This is a genomic window from Pseudomonas sp. FG1 (genome assembly GCF_034313875.1).
Lineage (GTDB): Bacteria > Pseudomonadota > Gammaproteobacteria > Pseudomonadales > Pseudomonadaceae > Aquipseudomonas > Aquipseudomonas veronii.
The window spans coordinates 3276943-3292901 of the sequence record NZ_JAVIWP010000001.1 but is presented as its reverse complement, the minus strand read 5'-3'; the positions used below and the strand labels follow the sequence as shown (position 1 = coordinate 3292901).

Here is a 15959-nt window from a genome sequence, read left to right as displayed (position 1 = left end):
AGTCACTTTTGGCTAAACTAACCTCCCCTGCTGCCGGACTCCTGAACGATGGGCATCGAGCGTTATTCCATCTCCATGTACTTCGCCCACATCCTGATGACGGCTGCGCGCCGCCTCGCGCTGGACGAAGAGGTATTGCTCAAGGAAGCCGGCATCAGCCGCAAGCGCCTGGACAACCTGCACCTGCGCATCACCCCCGACCAGTTCAGTCGCTTGATGCAGGCCGTGTGGCGGTTGAGTGATGATGAGTTTTTCGGCGCAGGTTCACAGCGCTGCCCGAAGGGCTGCTTCGCGATAATGGCCAAGCAAGTGATCCACTCGCACAACCTGCATTCGGTGTATTACAAGCTCAGCCATTTCTACAACGTGATGAACGACTCCCTGCACCTGGAGCTGAAAGTCGTCGGTGATGAGGCCATGTTTTCCATGACCTTGAGCGACCCGAGCCTGGACCCCGGTTACCTGTTGAGGGGTTTTTTACTCTTGCTCTGGCATCGTTTCCCCAGTTGGCTGATCGGCCAGCGGATCACGCTCAAGCGGGTGACGTTCGACCATCCCGAGCCTGCCCATTCAGCGGAATACCGCTTGATGTTTCCGTGCCCCACGCATTTTGACCAACCTGAGACCTGCCTGGTGTTCGACGCCCGGATGCTCACCGCGCCGCTGGTACAAACCGCGGAAACCCTGGCCTACCACCTGCAGCGCGCACCGGTGGACTGGTTCACCCGCCCCGCCTATTACCCGGTTTACACGCGGCGGGTGCTGGACCACCTGGAGAACGTCGGCGATCTCGCCAAGGCCACCATCCAAAGCACCGCCAGTGAGCTGCACCTGACGGAAAGAACGCTGCGGCGCAAGCTGCTGGCCGAAGGCAGCAAGTTCCAGAAACTCAAGGACGGGGTACGCCGCGACATGGCCATTCATTACTTGAGCCAGACGTCGATGTCGATCAACCAGACCTCGCAACAGCTGGGTTTCTCGGACCCTTCGGCGTTCACCCGGGCCTTTCGCCAATGGACCGGCGAGTTACCCAGGACTTACCGCGACGCGGCGCTCAACCGAAAATGACTCAGGCGTCCAGGCGCGCAGGCCGCGACACTTTGCCCTGGACCCGCTCGCGGTAACGCCCCGGGCTTTCGCCGGTCCACTTCTTGAACGCGCGATGGAATGCGCTGGGTTCCTGAAAACCGCATTGCGCGGCGATTTCACCGATGCTGGCGCGCGTCTGGCAGAGCAGTTCCAGCGCCAGGCTGCGGCGCACTTCGTCCTTGATCTCCTGAAACGAGCAACCTTCGCGCTCCAATCGGCGGCGCAAGGTGCTGGGGCTCATGTGCAAATCCACGGCCAGATCCTCCAGCGCCGGCCACTGGCTGTAGTGGCTGCCACGCAGGCGTTGGTAGACCTGGGTCGCCATGCCGTCCTGGTTGCGAAAGCGGATCACCAGCCATTGCGGCGCGCTGCGCAGAAACACCTTGAGCGACGCCAGGTCCTGCACCACGGCCAGACGCAGGTAGCTGCTGGCGAACTCGATTTCGGTGCGGGCCGCGCCAAACGTCAGGTTGTAGCCCCACAGCAATTGATCGTCGCTGAGCGGCGCACGCACATGGCGAAAGTCGGCGCGATCGATGGGCACACGGCGTCCGCCCAGCCAGCACAGCAGGCTGATCATCAGCACCAGGAAGGTTTCCTCACCGTAACGCCGGGTGTCCTCATCGCCGCCGCCGACTTGCAGGCTGAGTACCGCGCGCTTGCCATGCACGCTGAGGCTGCCGCGAAAATCGCGCAGGAACAGGGCGAAACTGGCCAGGCACTGGGTGAGCGCCTTGCCCAGGTTCGGTTCCTGGATCAGGCCACGGCAGATCAGGGCGAAACTGCCCGGCGGCATGCCGTGGGAGTCCAGGCGGAAGAACTCGTCGTTCAACTCCCGAATCTGAATCAGCCATAACGCCGCAAACGCGCTGGCCGGCACCCGGGCCTCGGGCTGGGTCAGCAACGCTGGCGCGATGCCCGCTTCGCACAGCACCGCGGCGAGCCGCTCGGGCTGATCGCGCAGTGCATGGATCATGACCTGCACGAAGTAGACGGCAACCGAATCCTTTTCCCGGGTGGGCATCATTCTGAGTTCCTGTAGCGGACACATGGTAAGAAACGCCAATACAACTGACAGGTTTCGGCATAGGCCGCCACATTGTCGGGCCCTAGACTCTCGCCCAATGGACCGTATTGCAAGGCATGTCTGCCGTGCGACGGCAGCGCACAATTGAAGAGAGACTGACGATGAATCTGCAGAATATCGGCGTGATCGGCGCGGGCACCATGGGTAACGGCATCGCCCAGATCTGCGCCGTGGCCGGCATCAACGTGACCTTGCTGGACATTTCCGCCGGCGCCCTGGAAAAAGCCCTGGCCACCGTAGGCAAGAACCTCGATCGCCAAGTCAGCAAGGGCATCCTCAGCGAACCCCAGAAGCATACGGCGCTGGGCAAGATCCGCACCAGCACCGACTACGCCAGCCTGGCGAATGCCCAATGGGTCATCGAGGCCGCCACGGAAAACCTCGAACTGAAGCGGCGCGTGCTGCAACAGATCGCCGCTCACGTCGATGAGCAATGCGTGATTGCCTCCAATACGTCTTCGCTGTCCATCACCGAACTGGCGGCCGGGGTTAACGCCCCGGAGCGCTTTATCGGCCTGCATTTTTTCAACCCGGTGCCGGTGATGGGCCTGATCGAAGTGATCCGTGGCCTGCAGACCAGCGACACGACCCACGCCCAGGCCATCGAGCTGGCGCAGCACCTGGGCAAGACTGCGATCACCGCCGGCAACCGCCCGGGTTTCGTGGTCAACCGGATTCTGGTGCCGATGATCAACGAAGCGATCCTGGTGTTCCAGGAAGGCCTGGCCAGCGCCGAAGACATCGACGCCGGCATGTGCCTGGGCTGCAACCAGCCGATCGGCCCGCTGGCCCTGGCCGACCTGATCGGCCTGGACACCTTGCTGGCGATCCTCGAAGCGTTCTACGAGGGCTTCCAGGACAGCAAATACCGCAGCGCGCCGCTGCTCAAGGAAATGGTGGCCGCCGGTTACCTGGGGCGCAAGACCGGGCGCGGCTTCCATACCTATGGCTGAGTATCGCTCGCGCTTGTGCGAACACCGCAACAAGGCCCTGGAGTTGCTCGCCAGTAAAGGCTTCGGTCAAGTCGGCATGCGCGAGCTGGCCAGCAGCCTGGGGTTGACCCCAGGCTCGCTGTACCACCACTACCCCAGCAAGCAGCACCTGCTGCTGGATTGGATCGAAGAGTTCTACGAAGAACTGCTGACCACCCTGGGGCGCGTCGAGCAACGGCCGCGCTCACGCCAGGACAACCTGCAACGGCTGATCCACGCCCACCTGAATTTGCATCGAGAGATGCCATGGCACTTCCGCCTGGTGGAGCGTGATTGCGGCTGCCTCACGGAAGACCAGCAACTGCGGGTCCGGCAGTTGCGCGAACAATACGAGCGCCGACTGCTGCAAATGCTCGGGCGACCGCGGCGGCTGAGTGTCCACGCCCTGCAAGCGGCCGGCCACGCGATCGCCACGCTGCTGAACAATGCGCCGAGCTGGCTGGCCGGGCAGGCGCTGGATGATGCCGAACGCACCGAGTTACTGGAAAACCTGCTGACCGGCGCCATCGAGCGCGTGCTGGCAACAAGGGCCAGCGACCGGCCGAGCCTGCAGATTGCCGTGGCCTGAGGCCTATCAGCGCAATTGCAGGGGGTCCACCAGGCCGGCGGCAATCGCCATCCCCACCAGCTCCGGCAAATGGCTGGCCGCCATGCGCTTCATGACCCGCGCGCGATACAGATCGATGGTCTTGACGCTGACGCCCAACTGCTCGGCGATTTCGCGGTTGGTATAACCCTGCACCAACGGCAGCAATACATCGCGCTCGCGTGGCGTGAGTTGCTGCAGCCGCGCCTGTACCCGCGCCGGCCCTTCACCGAGGCTCTGGCGATGATCGGCCTTGCTCAGGGCCTGCAGGACACTGTCCAGCAGCAACTGTTCGTTGTAGGGCTTCTCGATAAAGTCATGCGCCCCGGCCTTGAACGCGCGGACCACAATCGGCACATCGGCGTGGCCGCTGACGAAAATCACCGGCAGGTGCAAATCACGGCTGCGCATGTGCTCCTGCACATTCAGGCCGCCCATGCCCGGCATGCGTACATCCAGCAGCACACAGGCGTTGAGGCGGCTGTCGCAGGCGTCGAGAAACTCGCGGCCACTGGTAAACGGCAGCGCCTTGAGGCCCACCGACTCCAGCAACCAGACGGTCGAGTCGAGCATCCCCTGGTCGTCATCCACCACATACACCACCTGTTCCGTCACGCTCACCATCGCTTGATTCCTCTTCTTATTGTGGAGCGCCGCTCTGCGCGAGCGTGGGCAAGCGGCAGCACATTTGCAGCCCGACCGGCATCGGTTCGGCCTGCAACTCGCCACCGAAGCCTTCGATAATGCTGCGGCTCATGGACAAGCCCAGGCCCAGGCCATTGGCCTTGCTGGTATAGAACGGCGTGAATATCTGTTCCAACTGCGCCGGCGAGACACCGGGGCCCTGATCGCTCACGTCGATCTGCACCCACCCGTCACGCTGCGCCAAGGCACTCATGACGATGAGCGAGGGCTGGCCGGGATGGGCTTCGCGATTCGCCTCGATGGCATTGCGCAGCAGGTTCAGCAGCACCTGTTCCAGCAACACCCGGTCGGCGTAAATCAGCGGCAGATTATCCGGCAGGCGATCCTCGATCGTCACCTGACAATCGCTGGCCTCCCAGGCACACAGGCGCACCGCTTCGCGGGCGACCTCGCCGGGGTTCAGCGCCTCCATGCGGCGGCGCCCCTTGCGCAGAAACGCACGCAAGCGCTTGATCACTTGCGCGGCGTGATTGGCATGCACCGAGATCCGCTCCAGGCCTTGAGCCACCCGTTCGGCCGCCGGCGAATCGCTGCCCATTGCGGCCAGATAACGCTGGCTGGCGTTGGCGTAATTGACCACCGCCGCCAGTGGCTGATTCATTTCATGGGCGATACCCGATGCCAGTTCACCCAGGGTCACCACGCGCGCGGTGTGCGCCAGTTCGTCCTGATGATGGCGTTGCTGGGCCTCGCGCAGCTCGCGTTCGGTCAGGGTGGTTTCCTCGGCCTGGACCCTGGCAGTGATGTCGCGGGACACGCTGACCACCTCCACCACCGCGCCGGTGTAGGTCTCGCGGATCGCCCGGCAGGCGGTTTCGAACCACAGGTAATGGCCCTGGCGATGGCGGATGCGATAGGTCATGGTGTAATAACCGTCCTGCTCCAGGCCCTCCCGGGCGCGCCGCACCAACCCCGCCAAGCCCTGCCGATGGAACAGGCGCTGTGCCCGAGTCCCGCGCAATTCCCCCGGCCAATAGCCCAGCAAGGCCCAGGAAGCCGGTGAAGCGTCGAGAAAAGCGCCATCCGGGGTGTGCCGGGAAATCAGGTCGGTGGTGTTTTCGATGATCAGCCGATACAGGCGCCGCGCCTTGGTGGATTCGCGCTCGGCGACAATCTGCGCGCTGGCTTCCCGGCAGCGCGCCAGCACGCGGTTTTCACCCGGGTCGGGAATGAACGTCCACACCAGAATGCGCTCGGCGAACTGTGCCTCGACGTTTTCGATCGCCCGCTGCTGCCCCAGGCACGCCTGCACCAGCGGCAAGCAATTGATCGGCAACAGGCTCATACAATCGACCGGGGACAACTGCTCAAGCAACGCCAGCAGCGCGGCGTTGAACTCCAGCGGCCGAGCCTGGGCATCGAGCAGCAGACTCGGCTGCGGGTCATGCCTGAGCAGCGGCGAACCGCCTGTCAAGCGCACGGAGTTGCCGATCATCATAGAGCCTATACAGGGAGGGGAACGTCGAGGTCAGCGGAAGCGTTTCATCAAGATATAGTACATATACTATACAACACAGGTAGTACTTCCATATATCTGCGCGGACAGTATATAAAAGCCGCCGGAGAAGTCATTGAGCTTTTCCCGCAGGGACCGGCGTGCCAACGATAAAGCCTCAAGGCCGGCACCGTCAGCTTAACTGCCGTTACCAGCGTCTCGAACAATAGAGCTAATAATCAGCCACCGGGTATCCGCACCATGTCCATTTTCGACCAAGGCCTCGAGCCGACCAGCGTTAATCACATTGCTCTTTCGCCTTTAAGCTTCATTGAACGCACTGCCAGCGTTTATCCCGATTACCCTGCCGTGATCCACGGATCAATACGCGCCACCTGGGCGCAAACCTACAGCCGTTGCCGGCGCCTGGCCTCGGCCCTGGCCGGTCGCGGGATCGGCAAAAACGACACCGTGGCCGTCATGCTGCCCAACATCCCGGCCATGCTCGAAGCGCATTTTGGCGTGCCGATGATTGGCGCGGTACTCAATGCCCTCAACGTGCGCCTGGATGCCGAGGCCATCGCCTTCATGCTCGCGCATGGCGAAGCCAAGGTACTGATCGCCGACCGTGAGTTCCACGATGTGGTGCACGCGGCCATCGGCATGCTTGACCATCCGCCGCTGGTCATCGACGTCGACGACCCGGAATACGGCGAAGGCCAGCCGGTCAGCGACCTGGACTACGAGGCGTTTCTCGCCGAAGGCGATCCGGATTTCGCCTGGCAGTGGCCTGCAGACGAATGGCAAGCCATCTCGCTGAACTACACCTCGGGCACGACCGGCAACCCCAAGGGCGTGGTCTACCACCACCGCGGGGCCTACCTGAACTCCCTGGGCAACCAAATGATCTGGGCGATCGGCAACCACCCGGTGTACCTGTGGACGCTGCCGATGTTCCACTGCAACGGTTGGTGCTACCCGTGGATCATCACGGCCTTGGCCGGGGTCCATGTGTTCCTGCGCCGCGTCGACCCACAGAGAATCCTCAACCTGATCCGCGAGCATCAGGTCACCCACTTGTGTGGCGCGCCAATCGTGCTCAACGCCCTGGTGAACATGCCCGACTCGGCCAAGGCGGCCATAGACCACCCGGTGAACGCGATGGTCGCCGGCGCGGCGCCACCCGCCAAGGTGATCGGCGCCGTGGAAGAAATGGGCATCAAGGTGATCCACGTCTACGGCCTGACCGAAGTGTACGGCCCGGTGACCCTGTGCGCCTGGCACTCGGAATGGGATGAGTTGCCCCTGGAAGAACGCGCCCAGATCAAGGCGCGCCAGGGTGTGCGCTACCCGACCCTGGAAGGCGTGATGGTCGCCGACCCGAAAACCCTCGAACCCACCCCCCATGATGGCCACACCATCGGTGAGATTTTCATGCGGGGCAACACGGTGATGAAAGGCTATCTGAAGAACCCGACGGCAACCGCCGAAGCGTTCGAAGGCGGCTGGTTCCACACCGGCGACCTGGCGGTGACCCATCCTGACGGCTATGTCGAAATCCGCGACCGGCTCAAGGACATCATCATCTCCGGCGGCGAGAACATCTCCACCATCGAACTCGAAGGGGTGCTGTACCGCCACCCGGCAATCCTCGAAGCCGCGGTCGTCGCCCGCCCCGATGAAAAATGGGGTGAAACGCCGTGCGCCTTCGTCACCCTCAAGGCCGACCACCAGAACGTCCGCGAAGCCGACATCATCAGCTTCTGTCGCGAACACCTGGCGGGCTTCAAGGTGCCACGCACGGTGGTGTTCACACAGCTGCCGAAGACGTCGACAGGCAAGATCCAGAAGTTCATGCTGCGCGACATGGCGAAAAAGCTCTAGGCCGTTTCCATCAAGCCCGAACGTTGCGCGCACACGCTCGTGTCCGATTGAACGGCATGGACGCTAGCTGACGGGATTGATGCCGCCAACCTCAACCGATGCCCTCCTCTATGGAGGGCATTGTTTTTTGTGCAGGCGCGGTTGAGGTGTGTCGGATAGCCCGAAGCGCTCAAGCCACCCTCAGCAGATGCAATATTTGATTTATCGCAGAAACGAAAAAAGACGCCGAAGCGTCTTTTTTTCGCTGACTCCCAGGCCCGATGGACACTGCGAATCAAAAATTGGAGCGGGAAACGAGACTCGCATCTGGTGTCCGACCCATTGAAATTTAAGGGTTCTATTTCCCCCCTTAAATAGTAAAAGACTCAATTCTGGAATTGTTTTTGGGGTGTATCAAGGGCCAAGGCGGAGGTGATTCCGCGAACGACCACCCAGTCCCAGCTCCGAGCCATTTGCCTGACATTAGTGACGACTAAATAGTCCTAACCGATGGATGGACTTAAATTGGGCGCACCAATATGCGAGGTTTAACAAGGCAAAATATAAATATTGCAGAAGCCGCATGCCATATACTGAATAAACTGAGTTTTTGCAAAAATCAGCAGTAGTATTTATATTTATCCGTTTTTGCTACGAGCTATGTTTGGGTGTCTGCACCACTATATGAAAATCTGAAAATCTAAATTTTCCAGCAAAACATTTTGATACACTACTTGGCACTAATAATTTGATTTATATCAATGATTGCCAACCTGTTGTTTGCGTTACATCTATAGTTCCTGTCAGTTAGATGGAAGATAGGATGTAAGAGCGGAAAACTATTACGCTCGCTCATGACCACCTCAGCCCGTTTCAGTCGAGCTGTGTGCACAGGAGATGATTATTGATGACGCAGGTGGTCGATGCAGCAGCTGAGCAAACACCAATCTCCCCGCATTCTGTGGCCTGGCACTCCTTGCCTGCAAAGGAGGTGACGAACCTGCTTGAGGTTAATGAGCATGTCGGGCTGGAGGCCGCCGAAGTTCAAGCCCGGCTTGACCGCACTGGTTTCAATCGTTTGCCAGAAATAGCACGGCGACCCGCGTGGCTGCGATTCATGCTGCAATTTCACAACATTCTGATTTATGTGCTTCTAGGATCCGCTGCGATTACCGCGATGCTGCAACATCTGTGGGATACGGTAGTGATTCTGGCTGTGGTCATTGCAAACGCAATCATTGGCTACGTCCAGGAAGGCAAAGCGGAAAAAGCCATGGATGCTATCCGGCAGATGCTGGCACCGCACGCCGCCGTGATTCGCGCAGGCGAACGCTTAAGTGTTGTGGGTGAGGAACTGGTACCGGGCGATATCGTATTGCTGGAGGCGGGAGACAAAGTCCCTGCTGATTTACGTCTGCTGCACGCAAACAGACTACAGATTCAAGAAGCCATTCTTACCGGTGAATCCATACCAGTAGAAAAACATACCGAACCTGTGGGGCTTGAAGCCGCCCTGGGTGATCGTACATGCATGGCATTCAGCGGCACCCTCGTAACTTGCGGGCAAGCAACAGGGGTTGTCGTTGCGACCGCAGCAGCAGCTGAAATCGGACGCATCAGCACTCTACTTGCAGGTGTAGAAACGCTGACCACCCCGCTGGTGCAGCAAATGAACGTGTTTGCCCGTTGGCTGACGATATTGATCTTGTTAGTCGGCGGCCTTTTGCTCGTATTTGGCCATTATGTTGGGCACTACGAGTTCACCGAGATCTTCATGGTCGTGGTGGGGATGTCGGTAGCGGCGATACCTGAAGGGCTGCCCGCCGTCCTCACCATCACGCTGGCTGTCGGCGTTCGGGCAATGGCTCGCCGCAACGCCATCGTGCGTCGCCTGCCTGCCATCGAGACGCTCGGCTCGGTATCCGTCATCTGTACTGACAAGACCGGGACACTCACCCGCAACGAAATGATGGTGGCATCGGTCGTCACGAGCGATCTCATCTTCACGGTCGAGGGCGCTGGTTATCAGCCAGCGGGAAGCATCAGTCTTTCAGATCAGCCAGTCGACATATCAACTCACCCTGCGTTGGCAGAACTGGGGCGAGCAGCTGGCCTGTGCAACGATGCGGTGCTGCGCCTGCATGACGATTTATGGAAGGTAGAGGGTGACCCGATGGAGGGGGCCTTGCTGGCATTTTCCGGAAAGACCGGTATTGATAGCGATGAAGATCATCAGGCCTGGCCCCGCACCGATGCCATTCCGTTTGACGCGAAACACCGCTTCATGGCGACCCTGCATCACAACCATGATCGACATGCCTCTATCTATGTGAAGGGCGCGCCAGAGCAAATACTGGCCATGAGCACACAGCAGCTCGTAAACGCTGGCGGGACTGAACCGCTCAATGCGGACTACTGGCACGAACAGGCAAACGCCATTGCTGCCAAGGGGCAACGTGTATTGGCATTTGCAGTTAGATCAGTTCCTCCCGAGCACACCGTGTTGGAGTTTGGGGACGTACAAGGAAGGTTAACCCTGCTGGGCATGGTCGGACTGATTGACCCGCCTAGACCCGAGACGATAAAAGCAGTTCAACAATGCCAAGCAGCAGGCATTGTCGTAAAAATGATCACTGGCGATCACGGCGGTACCGCAGCCGCTATCGGTCGGCAGATTGGCCTGCAAAATCCCGACAGTGTGTTGACCGGCGTAGACCTAGACGCCATGAACGATGCCGCTCTGAAGGAGGCGGTAAAGCACGTCAATATTTTTGCGCGCACCAGCCCTGAACATAAGCTCAGGCTGGTAATGCTGCTGCAATCCAATGGCATGACAGTGGCCATGACCGGCGATGGCGTGAACGATGCCCCCGCGCTGAAGCGTGCCGATGCGGGTATCGCCATGGGAGGAAAAGGCAGTGAAGCCGCCAAGGAAGCCGCAGACCTGGTGCTGGCCGACGACAACTTCGCATCCATCGTGGCGGCAGTGCGCGAAGGGCGGACAGTCTACGACAACATCAAGAAAGTGCTGAGCTGGACGCTGCCGACCAACGCGGGGGAGACCATGACTATCATTGTGGCCCTGCTGCTCGGTCTTACACTGCCGGTCACGGCGATACAGATTCTATGGATTAATCTCATAACCGCAGTAACGCTCGGCATCGCATTGGCATTCGAGCCCACCGAAGAGAACACCATGCGCAGACCACCTCGTTCGCGCAAGGAGCCACTCATAAGCGGTGCGTTGGTTTGGCATATGGTGCTTGTTTCTATTCTGTTCCTCTGTGGTGTTTACGGCATTTTTTCGTATGCGCTCGACCGTGGCTACTCCGTGGAGTTGGCCCGAACCATCGCGGTGAATACGCTAGTCGTGATGGAAATATTCCATCTGTTCTTCATTCGTAATCTCTACAGCACATCGCTTTCCTGGAAGGGCATTCGTGGCACCAAGGTCGTGTGGATGATCGTCGCAGTGGTGACCTTGGCCCAGTTCGCCATTACCTACGCGCCACCTCTGCAAAAGGTGTTTGCCACAGAAGCGATCCCCTTCCTTGATGGCCTCCTGATCATCGGCGTTGGTGTTGCGCTCTTTGCGATCATCGAGATTGAAAAACAGATTCGAATCCGCCTGTCCGAGTAAAACTGATTGCAAGCTGGCAATCCCCTAACGCCAAGCATCTTCATGCCACTGAAAGAGGATTTAGAAAATGCATAAAATACTTGTAGCTGTCGATGGTTCCGAGCATTCAGAGCGCGCGGTGCGTTACCTTATTGCGCTGATCCAAGATGGCGGATTACTGGGCGGTAGTGTTGAGGTGCATCTGGTGAATGTGCAGCCACTTTTACCAACTCGAATTGCCCACGACATGGGCGAGAATGAGGTTGATCGTTACTACGGTGATAAAAGTACTGAGGACTCACAAAAAGCTGGGGGGCTTCTGAAGCAGGAAGGGATTGCATTTACACTTCATACGTTACAAGGCGATGCAGCAAGCCAAATCGTGGCGTGCTCACACTCTTTAGGATGTGACAGCATCATCCTAGGCTCACATGGCAATGGCTTTCTTGCAGGGATTTTTCTGGGCTCTGTCGCGGCAAAGGTGATTCAGCTCTCAGATATACCAATCACCTTAGTCAAATAGGAGATCGTCAAATGCTTGATAGCACGACCCCATAAGTGGGTGATCAAAGGTCGATGCTCTGGAAAGGCTTTGATTGAGTTGAGTCATGCGCAACATAAGCCATCCACTTTTCCATGCGTGTGGTTCCCTCGACATTTGATGTTCCGAACGACTGAGAGGCAAATCACTTGCCCCTCAGTTCCTACTCCCGGCTGATGAATTCAATCTGGAGTGAAACCTACTTGGGGGTATACGCAGCTACCGACTTGCGAATCTCTTCCCGCGCCTCATCTGCGCTTCCCCAACGGCCCATCTTCACCCACTTACCCGGTTCCAATGTTTTGTAGTTTTCGAAGAAATGCTGAATCTGTGCGAGTAGTAGCGCGGGAAGGTCTGAACACTCTTTCACGTCGCTGTACATAGAACTCAGTTTGTCATGAGGCACAGCGATCACTTTGGCATCAGCTCCGGCCTCGTCCGTCATGTACATCACACCAACCGGGCGACTACGAATGACAACACCAGGCGATACCGGGTAAGGGCAAATCACCAGAACGTCCAAAGGATCGCCGTCATCGCTCAACGTATTTGGAATGAACCCATAGTTGGCAGGATAGAACATCGGCGTACTCAGGAAGCGGTCAACGAAGATCTGTCCGCTTGGCTTGTCCACCTCATACTTGATCGGCAAGTGGTTTGCAGGAATCTCGATAACGGTGAAGAAGTCATCGGGAATGGCGTTCCCTGCTGGGATGTCCGCGTAGCTCATGTTCATAGCTCCGAAGTTGTGGAAGGGGCTGAACGGGAAGGCGTTTTTCCAAGAGTGCCCATCTCGATTGGCGTCTTCGTGAAAAACACCGATATTTCCTCAGAGTCCAGTCGTTTGAACAATCGTTCGGCCTCATCTTCCGTGATTGCCAAGCGAATCTCCGTGGGCTGATCCGCCAGCTCAAAAAAATGTGATGAATGCAGTTTCCCGGTGTGCCCAAACCCTTCGATTCCAGTGCAGAGCGTGGCGCCGCGTAACCCCATTTCTTTAGCCACGTCGACTATCCATTCGCCTAGCATTTTTCCCTGATAACGACGGTTTTGTTGGGTGAAGAAAACGACCATATAGCCTTTCATTTCTATCTCCTCAGCGAGTACCAATCATTTGGTAGGACAGAAGCCCGGCAGCGGTCATCGCCAACGAACCTAAGACGTGCAATGAAATTGAGCCGAGCGCCCAGAGCAGCCTGCCTTCCTGAATCAAGGCAACCGTTTCGGCTGAAAATGTAGAAAAGGTGGTAAGCCCGCCACAGAAACCCGTGATGATCAGAAGACGCCACTCTGGACTAAGGGTAGGAGATGCGGCCAAGAAGGCTATGGCCAAACCGATGATGTAACCCCCAACCATGTTCGCGACCACAGTGCCTGGAGGAATCGTAGGGAATAGGGCATTCAGCTTCATCCCCAATAGCCAACGCAACCAGGCTCCAAGTGAAGCACCCACGGCAATGACGATTAATGACTTCAGCATGGAGAGTCCTCCTCATCAGACCTGAGTGGACTAAATGGCAAGCGGCTCGCGCTGAAAGAAAAGGGAAACTTGAAGGGTAAGATCATAGCCTGTCCTAGATTGGAGGACAGGGAGACGCACCTACGTCCCCTGTCCAGGGTTCACGTAGGCATCATTAGCACGAAGGCAGTTAAAGGAGGAATGCCATCTCCTGTTTTGATCCTATAGCATCAGCGCCAATGACATCAAGAGCAGCTGCATGCGGTCCGCGAGATAGATCTAAACCAAGAGCTTCTACAACAGAGTGAATTAGAGCTGCCGCAGTTTACTCGGATAGCAAATAGCCATTAGCCCATTCGCCCTAATTGCCACCACCTTCGCTTAACACTAACCTTTTCCAGCATTCAAACCGGTCCGACTCGGAAGCAACCGCGTGTTGTGGGCCTGGCTTAACAACATTGAAACGCTTTGCAAGTCGGCCTACAGGACTGCCCTGCGGCTTTCAATACTGCAAATAAAGGACCGGTCGCTGCCGGGAAACCCTCGAAACACTCAACATATATATAAGAAGGTTCATATGAAGTTGTCTTACACAGTTACTGCCCTCACTGTACTCGCCACATTGGTTGTCGGTCTAACCGGCTGCCAGGTCATCAAGCCAACAGAGAACGACCTTAAGAGTCGAGCACAAAATACTATCGGCAAGCCAATTACCAACATCTCAAACGTACGAAGTGATTTCAACACCACCTACTTCACAGCTAAAACCGCCACCGGGGAATACGCATGTGAACTCCCGAGCGGCCCTGGGGTTGCCCTCGGCTCCATGGGCATGGGGCTGGGCGCCCAGTGCACCAAACAATAATTACGTAAACATCCCTCCTTGTGCCGCCCCCCTCCCCCCAACAAGAGGAGAACTCGACTGGCTAGACCTACTGTTCAGTAGTTCGTGCATTCAGTGGTTTCTGACCGAGCTCTCTCAATGTAGCCCGCAACTCGGTTGGGCGGACGGGTTTGGAAAGGATGGCGATCTGACGTTCCCGCAACTGCTGCTGGATCGTCTCTATATCATGCCCGCTGAGAATCAACGCCGGCACCGCCCAACCACGCTGTTGGCGTAGATGGTCTATGCACTCGATGCCAGTGGCGTGGTTGCCCAAGTCATAGTCAGCGACGATGACATCACAATCACTGGAGAGGTTCAGCCCAGTCAATTCCGCTTGTACCGTACACCCCCAACGCTGCAGCAGCGCCTGAGTGGCCAGTAACACGTTGTGATCATCCTCCACCAGACAGACTTTCAATCCTGTCAACAGCCCTGCCTGGTGAACGTCTTCCTGAAGGCTGAGGTTTCGTGGCGGCGTCGCAAGGGGGAAACCAGACAAGCAGACTGATGTCCCATGACCCAACCGCGAGCGGATAGCAACGTCAAGAGCCATCAACTGCCCCAGACGCCTGACGATGGAAAGGCCCAGTCCGACACCTTCAACGTCCTTGTCTCGCTCACGACGGACGCGATAAAACTCTTCGAATACTTTTGGCAGGTGTTCCTTTTCAATCCCCTGCCCCTGATCGTGAACCACGATCGCAAGCCCATCACCGCACTTACGCACACCGATCAGTACAGGCCGCTGGGCACCGTATTTGAAGCAATTGGAAAGTATATTTTGAACCATCGTTGTGAGAAGTGCAGGGTCTGCCCGGACCCAATGGGAGGAAGGCCGCAGATGCAACTCAACACCCGCCCAGCGCGCAGCCTCGACATTCTGGCGCACAAGATCGGCCAGGAAGTCCCCCAGGTGCAAGGTCTGATACTTGGGTAGCACACGGCTATTGTCCAACGTGTAGAGATCGAGAATCGAGCGAAAGAGTTGCGATACATTGAGTAGCGAGCGGTCGATACTGTCCACCAAACGTCGCTCTTCATCGCCCAAGCATGCTTCGCGCAGGCATGCGGTGAATAGACCAATAGAATGGATCGGTTGGCGCAAGTCATGGCTGGCCTGGGCCAGGAACCGCGATTTCTCCAGATTAGCGGCAACGGCTTCTTCCGAAGCTTTACGAGTACGTTCCAACAAGAGGTGGGCATAAACCGGTATCACCGTGCTGGTGATCATCAGCATCAGCACCATGAATGGCTGCGCCTGCCACGAAGGCGTCAACCAGTAGACAATCAACAATGCCAGTAACGCCAATCCAGTCGCAATTGCAAGGTAGCGCGAACCATAGCGCATACCGTTGCCCAGGTTGACCCAGACCATCACCGCATAAAGCGGTAACGCAGCTTCTGCGCCGACTACCAGACCGAATGAGGTCCCGGTGTAATCGTGAACCATCCCTAATATTCGCCGTGCCGGGTAGTGCCCAGGCCAATGAGCAATGACAAAGCGAAAGCCTATGGAAGCCAACAGAAACACTAAGTAATAAAGGATTATGGGCAAATAAGCATCCACCCTATGCCCGGGCAAAAAGCCCAGCATACTGATATATCCAATGGCGCAGGCAGACACAATGACGCGTAAATTGGCCTGGTCAAGTTCGGTGTTCTTCTCGAACGTCATGGGAAGCATCCTTACGGTATAA

The 15959-nt window shown here is 57.7% G+C and carries 14 protein-coding genes and 1 riboswitch; of the genes, 7 read left to right on the top strand and 7 right to left on the bottom strand.

From position 1 onward, the window contains the following. Positions 1–48: 48 nt before the first annotated feature. The gene (locus RGV59_RS15305) at positions 49–1068 is read left to right on the top strand and encodes an AraC family transcriptional regulator (protein WP_104903609.1); all 1020 of its coding nucleotides are present in this window, start codon (positions 49–51) and stop codon (positions 1066–1068) included. Between the two features lies 1 nt (position 1069). On the opposite strand, the gene RGV59_RS15300 is transcribed toward RGV59_RS15305, so the two are convergent. Beyond that, positions 1070–2116, bottom strand: coding sequence for an AraC family transcriptional regulator (locus RGV59_RS15300; RefSeq protein WP_126586555.1), 1047 nt, complete (start codon positions 2114–2116; stop codon positions 1070–1072). Between the two features lie 161 nt (positions 2117–2277). Between RGV59_RS15300 and RGV59_RS15295 the strand changes: the two genes are divergently transcribed. Continuing rightward, positions 2278–3129 (top strand): 3-hydroxybutyryl-CoA dehydrogenase, encoded by an 852-nt coding sequence (locus RGV59_RS15295; RefSeq protein ID WP_017846817.1) that lies wholly within the window; start codon positions 2278–2280, stop codon positions 3127–3129. Beyond that, positions 3122–3736 carry a TetR/AcrR family transcriptional regulator gene (locus tag RGV59_RS15290; RefSeq protein ID WP_017846816.1) on the top strand — a complete coding sequence of 205 codons (615 nt, stop codon included), beginning with the start codon at positions 3122–3124 and terminating at the stop codon, positions 3734–3736. Before RGV59_RS15295 ends, RGV59_RS15290 begins: the two co-directional genes overlap by 8 nt. 6 nt (positions 3737–3742) lie before the next feature. Here RGV59_RS15290 and RGV59_RS15285 read toward each other — a convergent pair whose 3' ends face one another. Then, the gene (locus tag RGV59_RS15285; protein ID WP_017846815.1) at positions 3743–4378 is read right to left on the bottom strand and encodes a response regulator transcription factor; all 636 of its coding nucleotides are present in this window, start codon (positions 4376–4378) and stop codon (positions 3743–3745) included. Positions 4379–4394: 16 nt separating this feature from the next. Beyond that, complete coding sequence (locus RGV59_RS15280; protein ID WP_079443187.1) at positions 4395–5894, bottom strand: ATP-binding protein; 1500 nt, start codon at positions 5892–5894, stop codon at positions 4395–4397. A 261-nt stretch (positions 5895–6155) separates the two neighbouring features. On the opposite strand from RGV59_RS15280, the gene RGV59_RS15275 reads away from it, so the two are divergent. From RGV59_RS15275 to RGV59_RS15265, 3 genes are all read left to right on the top strand, one after another. Then, entirely contained in the window at positions 6156–7778 is a 1623-nt protein-coding gene (locus RGV59_RS15275; protein WP_017846813.1) for an acyl-CoA synthetase, read from the top strand. A gap of 886 nt (positions 7779–8664) precedes the next feature. Then, a complete protein-coding gene (locus RGV59_RS15270; protein ID WP_126586557.1) occupies positions 8665–11397 on the top strand; it encodes a cation-transporting P-type ATPase in 2733 nt (910 codons plus the stop codon). Between the two features lie 67 nt (positions 11398–11464). Beyond that, positions 11465–11899 carry a universal stress protein gene (locus RGV59_RS15265; RefSeq protein ID WP_126586559.1) on the top strand — a complete coding sequence of 145 codons (435 nt, stop codon included), beginning with the start codon at positions 11465–11467 and terminating at the stop codon, positions 11897–11899. A gap of 217 nt (positions 11900–12116) precedes the next feature. On the opposite strand, the gene ppa is transcribed toward RGV59_RS15265, so the two are convergent. From ppa to crcB, 3 genes are read right to left on the bottom strand one after another with little or no spacing between them, the layout of a single operon-like run. Beyond that, positions 12117–12647, bottom strand: a complete 531-nt coding sequence (gene ppa / locus RGV59_RS15260) for an inorganic diphosphatase (protein WP_017846811.1) — start codon at positions 12645–12647, stop codon at positions 12117–12119. A 2-nt stretch (positions 12648–12649) separates the two neighbouring features. Continuing rightward, positions 12650–13003 carry a DUF190 domain-containing protein gene (locus RGV59_RS15255; protein ID WP_017846810.1) on the bottom strand — a complete coding sequence of 118 codons (354 nt, stop codon included), beginning with the start codon at positions 13001–13003 and terminating at the stop codon, positions 12650–12652. A 10-nt stretch (positions 13004–13013) separates the two neighbouring features. Further along, a complete protein-coding gene (crcB, locus tag RGV59_RS15250) occupies positions 13014–13397 on the bottom strand; it encodes a fluoride efflux transporter CrcB (RefSeq protein ID WP_017846809.1) in 384 nt (127 codons plus the stop codon). A 138-nt stretch (positions 13398–13535) separates the two neighbouring features. Then, positions 13536–13597: riboswitch (Fluoride riboswitch) on the bottom strand. 356 nt (positions 13598–13953) lie between these two features. On the opposite strand from crcB, the gene RGV59_RS15245 reads away from it, so the two are divergent. Next, positions 13954–14241, top strand: coding sequence for a hypothetical protein (locus tag RGV59_RS15245; protein WP_017846808.1), 288 nt, complete (start codon positions 13954–13956; stop codon positions 14239–14241). A 67-nt stretch (positions 14242–14308) separates the two neighbouring features. On the opposite strand, the gene RGV59_RS15240 is transcribed toward RGV59_RS15245, so the two are convergent. After that, positions 14309–15937, bottom strand: coding sequence for a hybrid sensor histidine kinase/response regulator (locus tag RGV59_RS15240; RefSeq protein WP_046482595.1), 1629 nt, complete (start codon positions 15935–15937; stop codon positions 14309–14311). Positions 15938–15959 lie beyond the last annotated feature (22 nt).

Coding starts and splice junctions, on each gene's coding strand:
- RGV59_RS15305 (WP_104903609.1), top strand. CDS start 49: ATGGGCATCGAGCGTTATTCCATCTCCATGTACTTCGCCCACATCCTG.
- RGV59_RS15300 (WP_126586555.1), bottom strand. CDS start 2,116: ATGATGCCCACCCGGGAAAAGGATTCGGTTGCCGTCTACTTCGTGCAG.
- RGV59_RS15295 (WP_017846817.1), top strand. CDS start 2,278: ATGAATCTGCAGAATATCGGCGTGATCGGCGCGGGCACCATGGGTAAC.
- RGV59_RS15290 (WP_017846816.1), top strand. CDS start 3,122: ATGGCTGAGTATCGCTCGCGCTTGTGCGAACACCGCAACAAGGCCCTG.
- RGV59_RS15285 (WP_017846815.1), bottom strand. CDS start 4,378: ATGGTGAGCGTGACGGAACAGGTGGTGTATGTGGTGGATGACGACCAG.
- RGV59_RS15280 (WP_079443187.1), bottom strand. CDS start 5,894: ATGATCGGCAACTCCGTGCGCTTGACAGGCGGTTCGCCGCTGCTCAGG.
- RGV59_RS15275 (WP_017846813.1), top strand. CDS start 6,156: ATGTCCATTTTCGACCAAGGCCTCGAGCCGACCAGCGTTAATCACATT.
- RGV59_RS15270 (WP_126586557.1), top strand. CDS start 8,665: ATGACGCAGGTGGTCGATGCAGCAGCTGAGCAAACACCAATCTCCCCG.
- RGV59_RS15265 (WP_126586559.1), top strand. CDS start 11,465: ATGCATAAAATACTTGTAGCTGTCGATGGTTCCGAGCATTCAGAGCGC.
- ppa (WP_017846811.1), bottom strand. CDS start 12,647: ATGAGCTACGCGGACATCCCAGCAGGGAACGCCATTCCCGATGACTTC.
- RGV59_RS15255 (WP_017846810.1), bottom strand. CDS start 13,003: ATGAAAGGCTATATGGTCGTTTTCTTCACCCAACAAAACCGTCGTTAT.
- crcB (WP_017846809.1), bottom strand. CDS start 13,397: ATGCTGAAGTCATTAATCGTCATTGCCGTGGGTGCTTCACTTGGAGCC.
- RGV59_RS15245 (WP_017846808.1), top strand. CDS start 13,954: ATGAAGTTGTCTTACACAGTTACTGCCCTCACTGTACTCGCCACATTG.
- RGV59_RS15240 (WP_046482595.1), bottom strand. CDS start 15,937: ATGACGTTCGAGAAGAACACCGAACTTGACCAGGCCAATTTACGCGTC.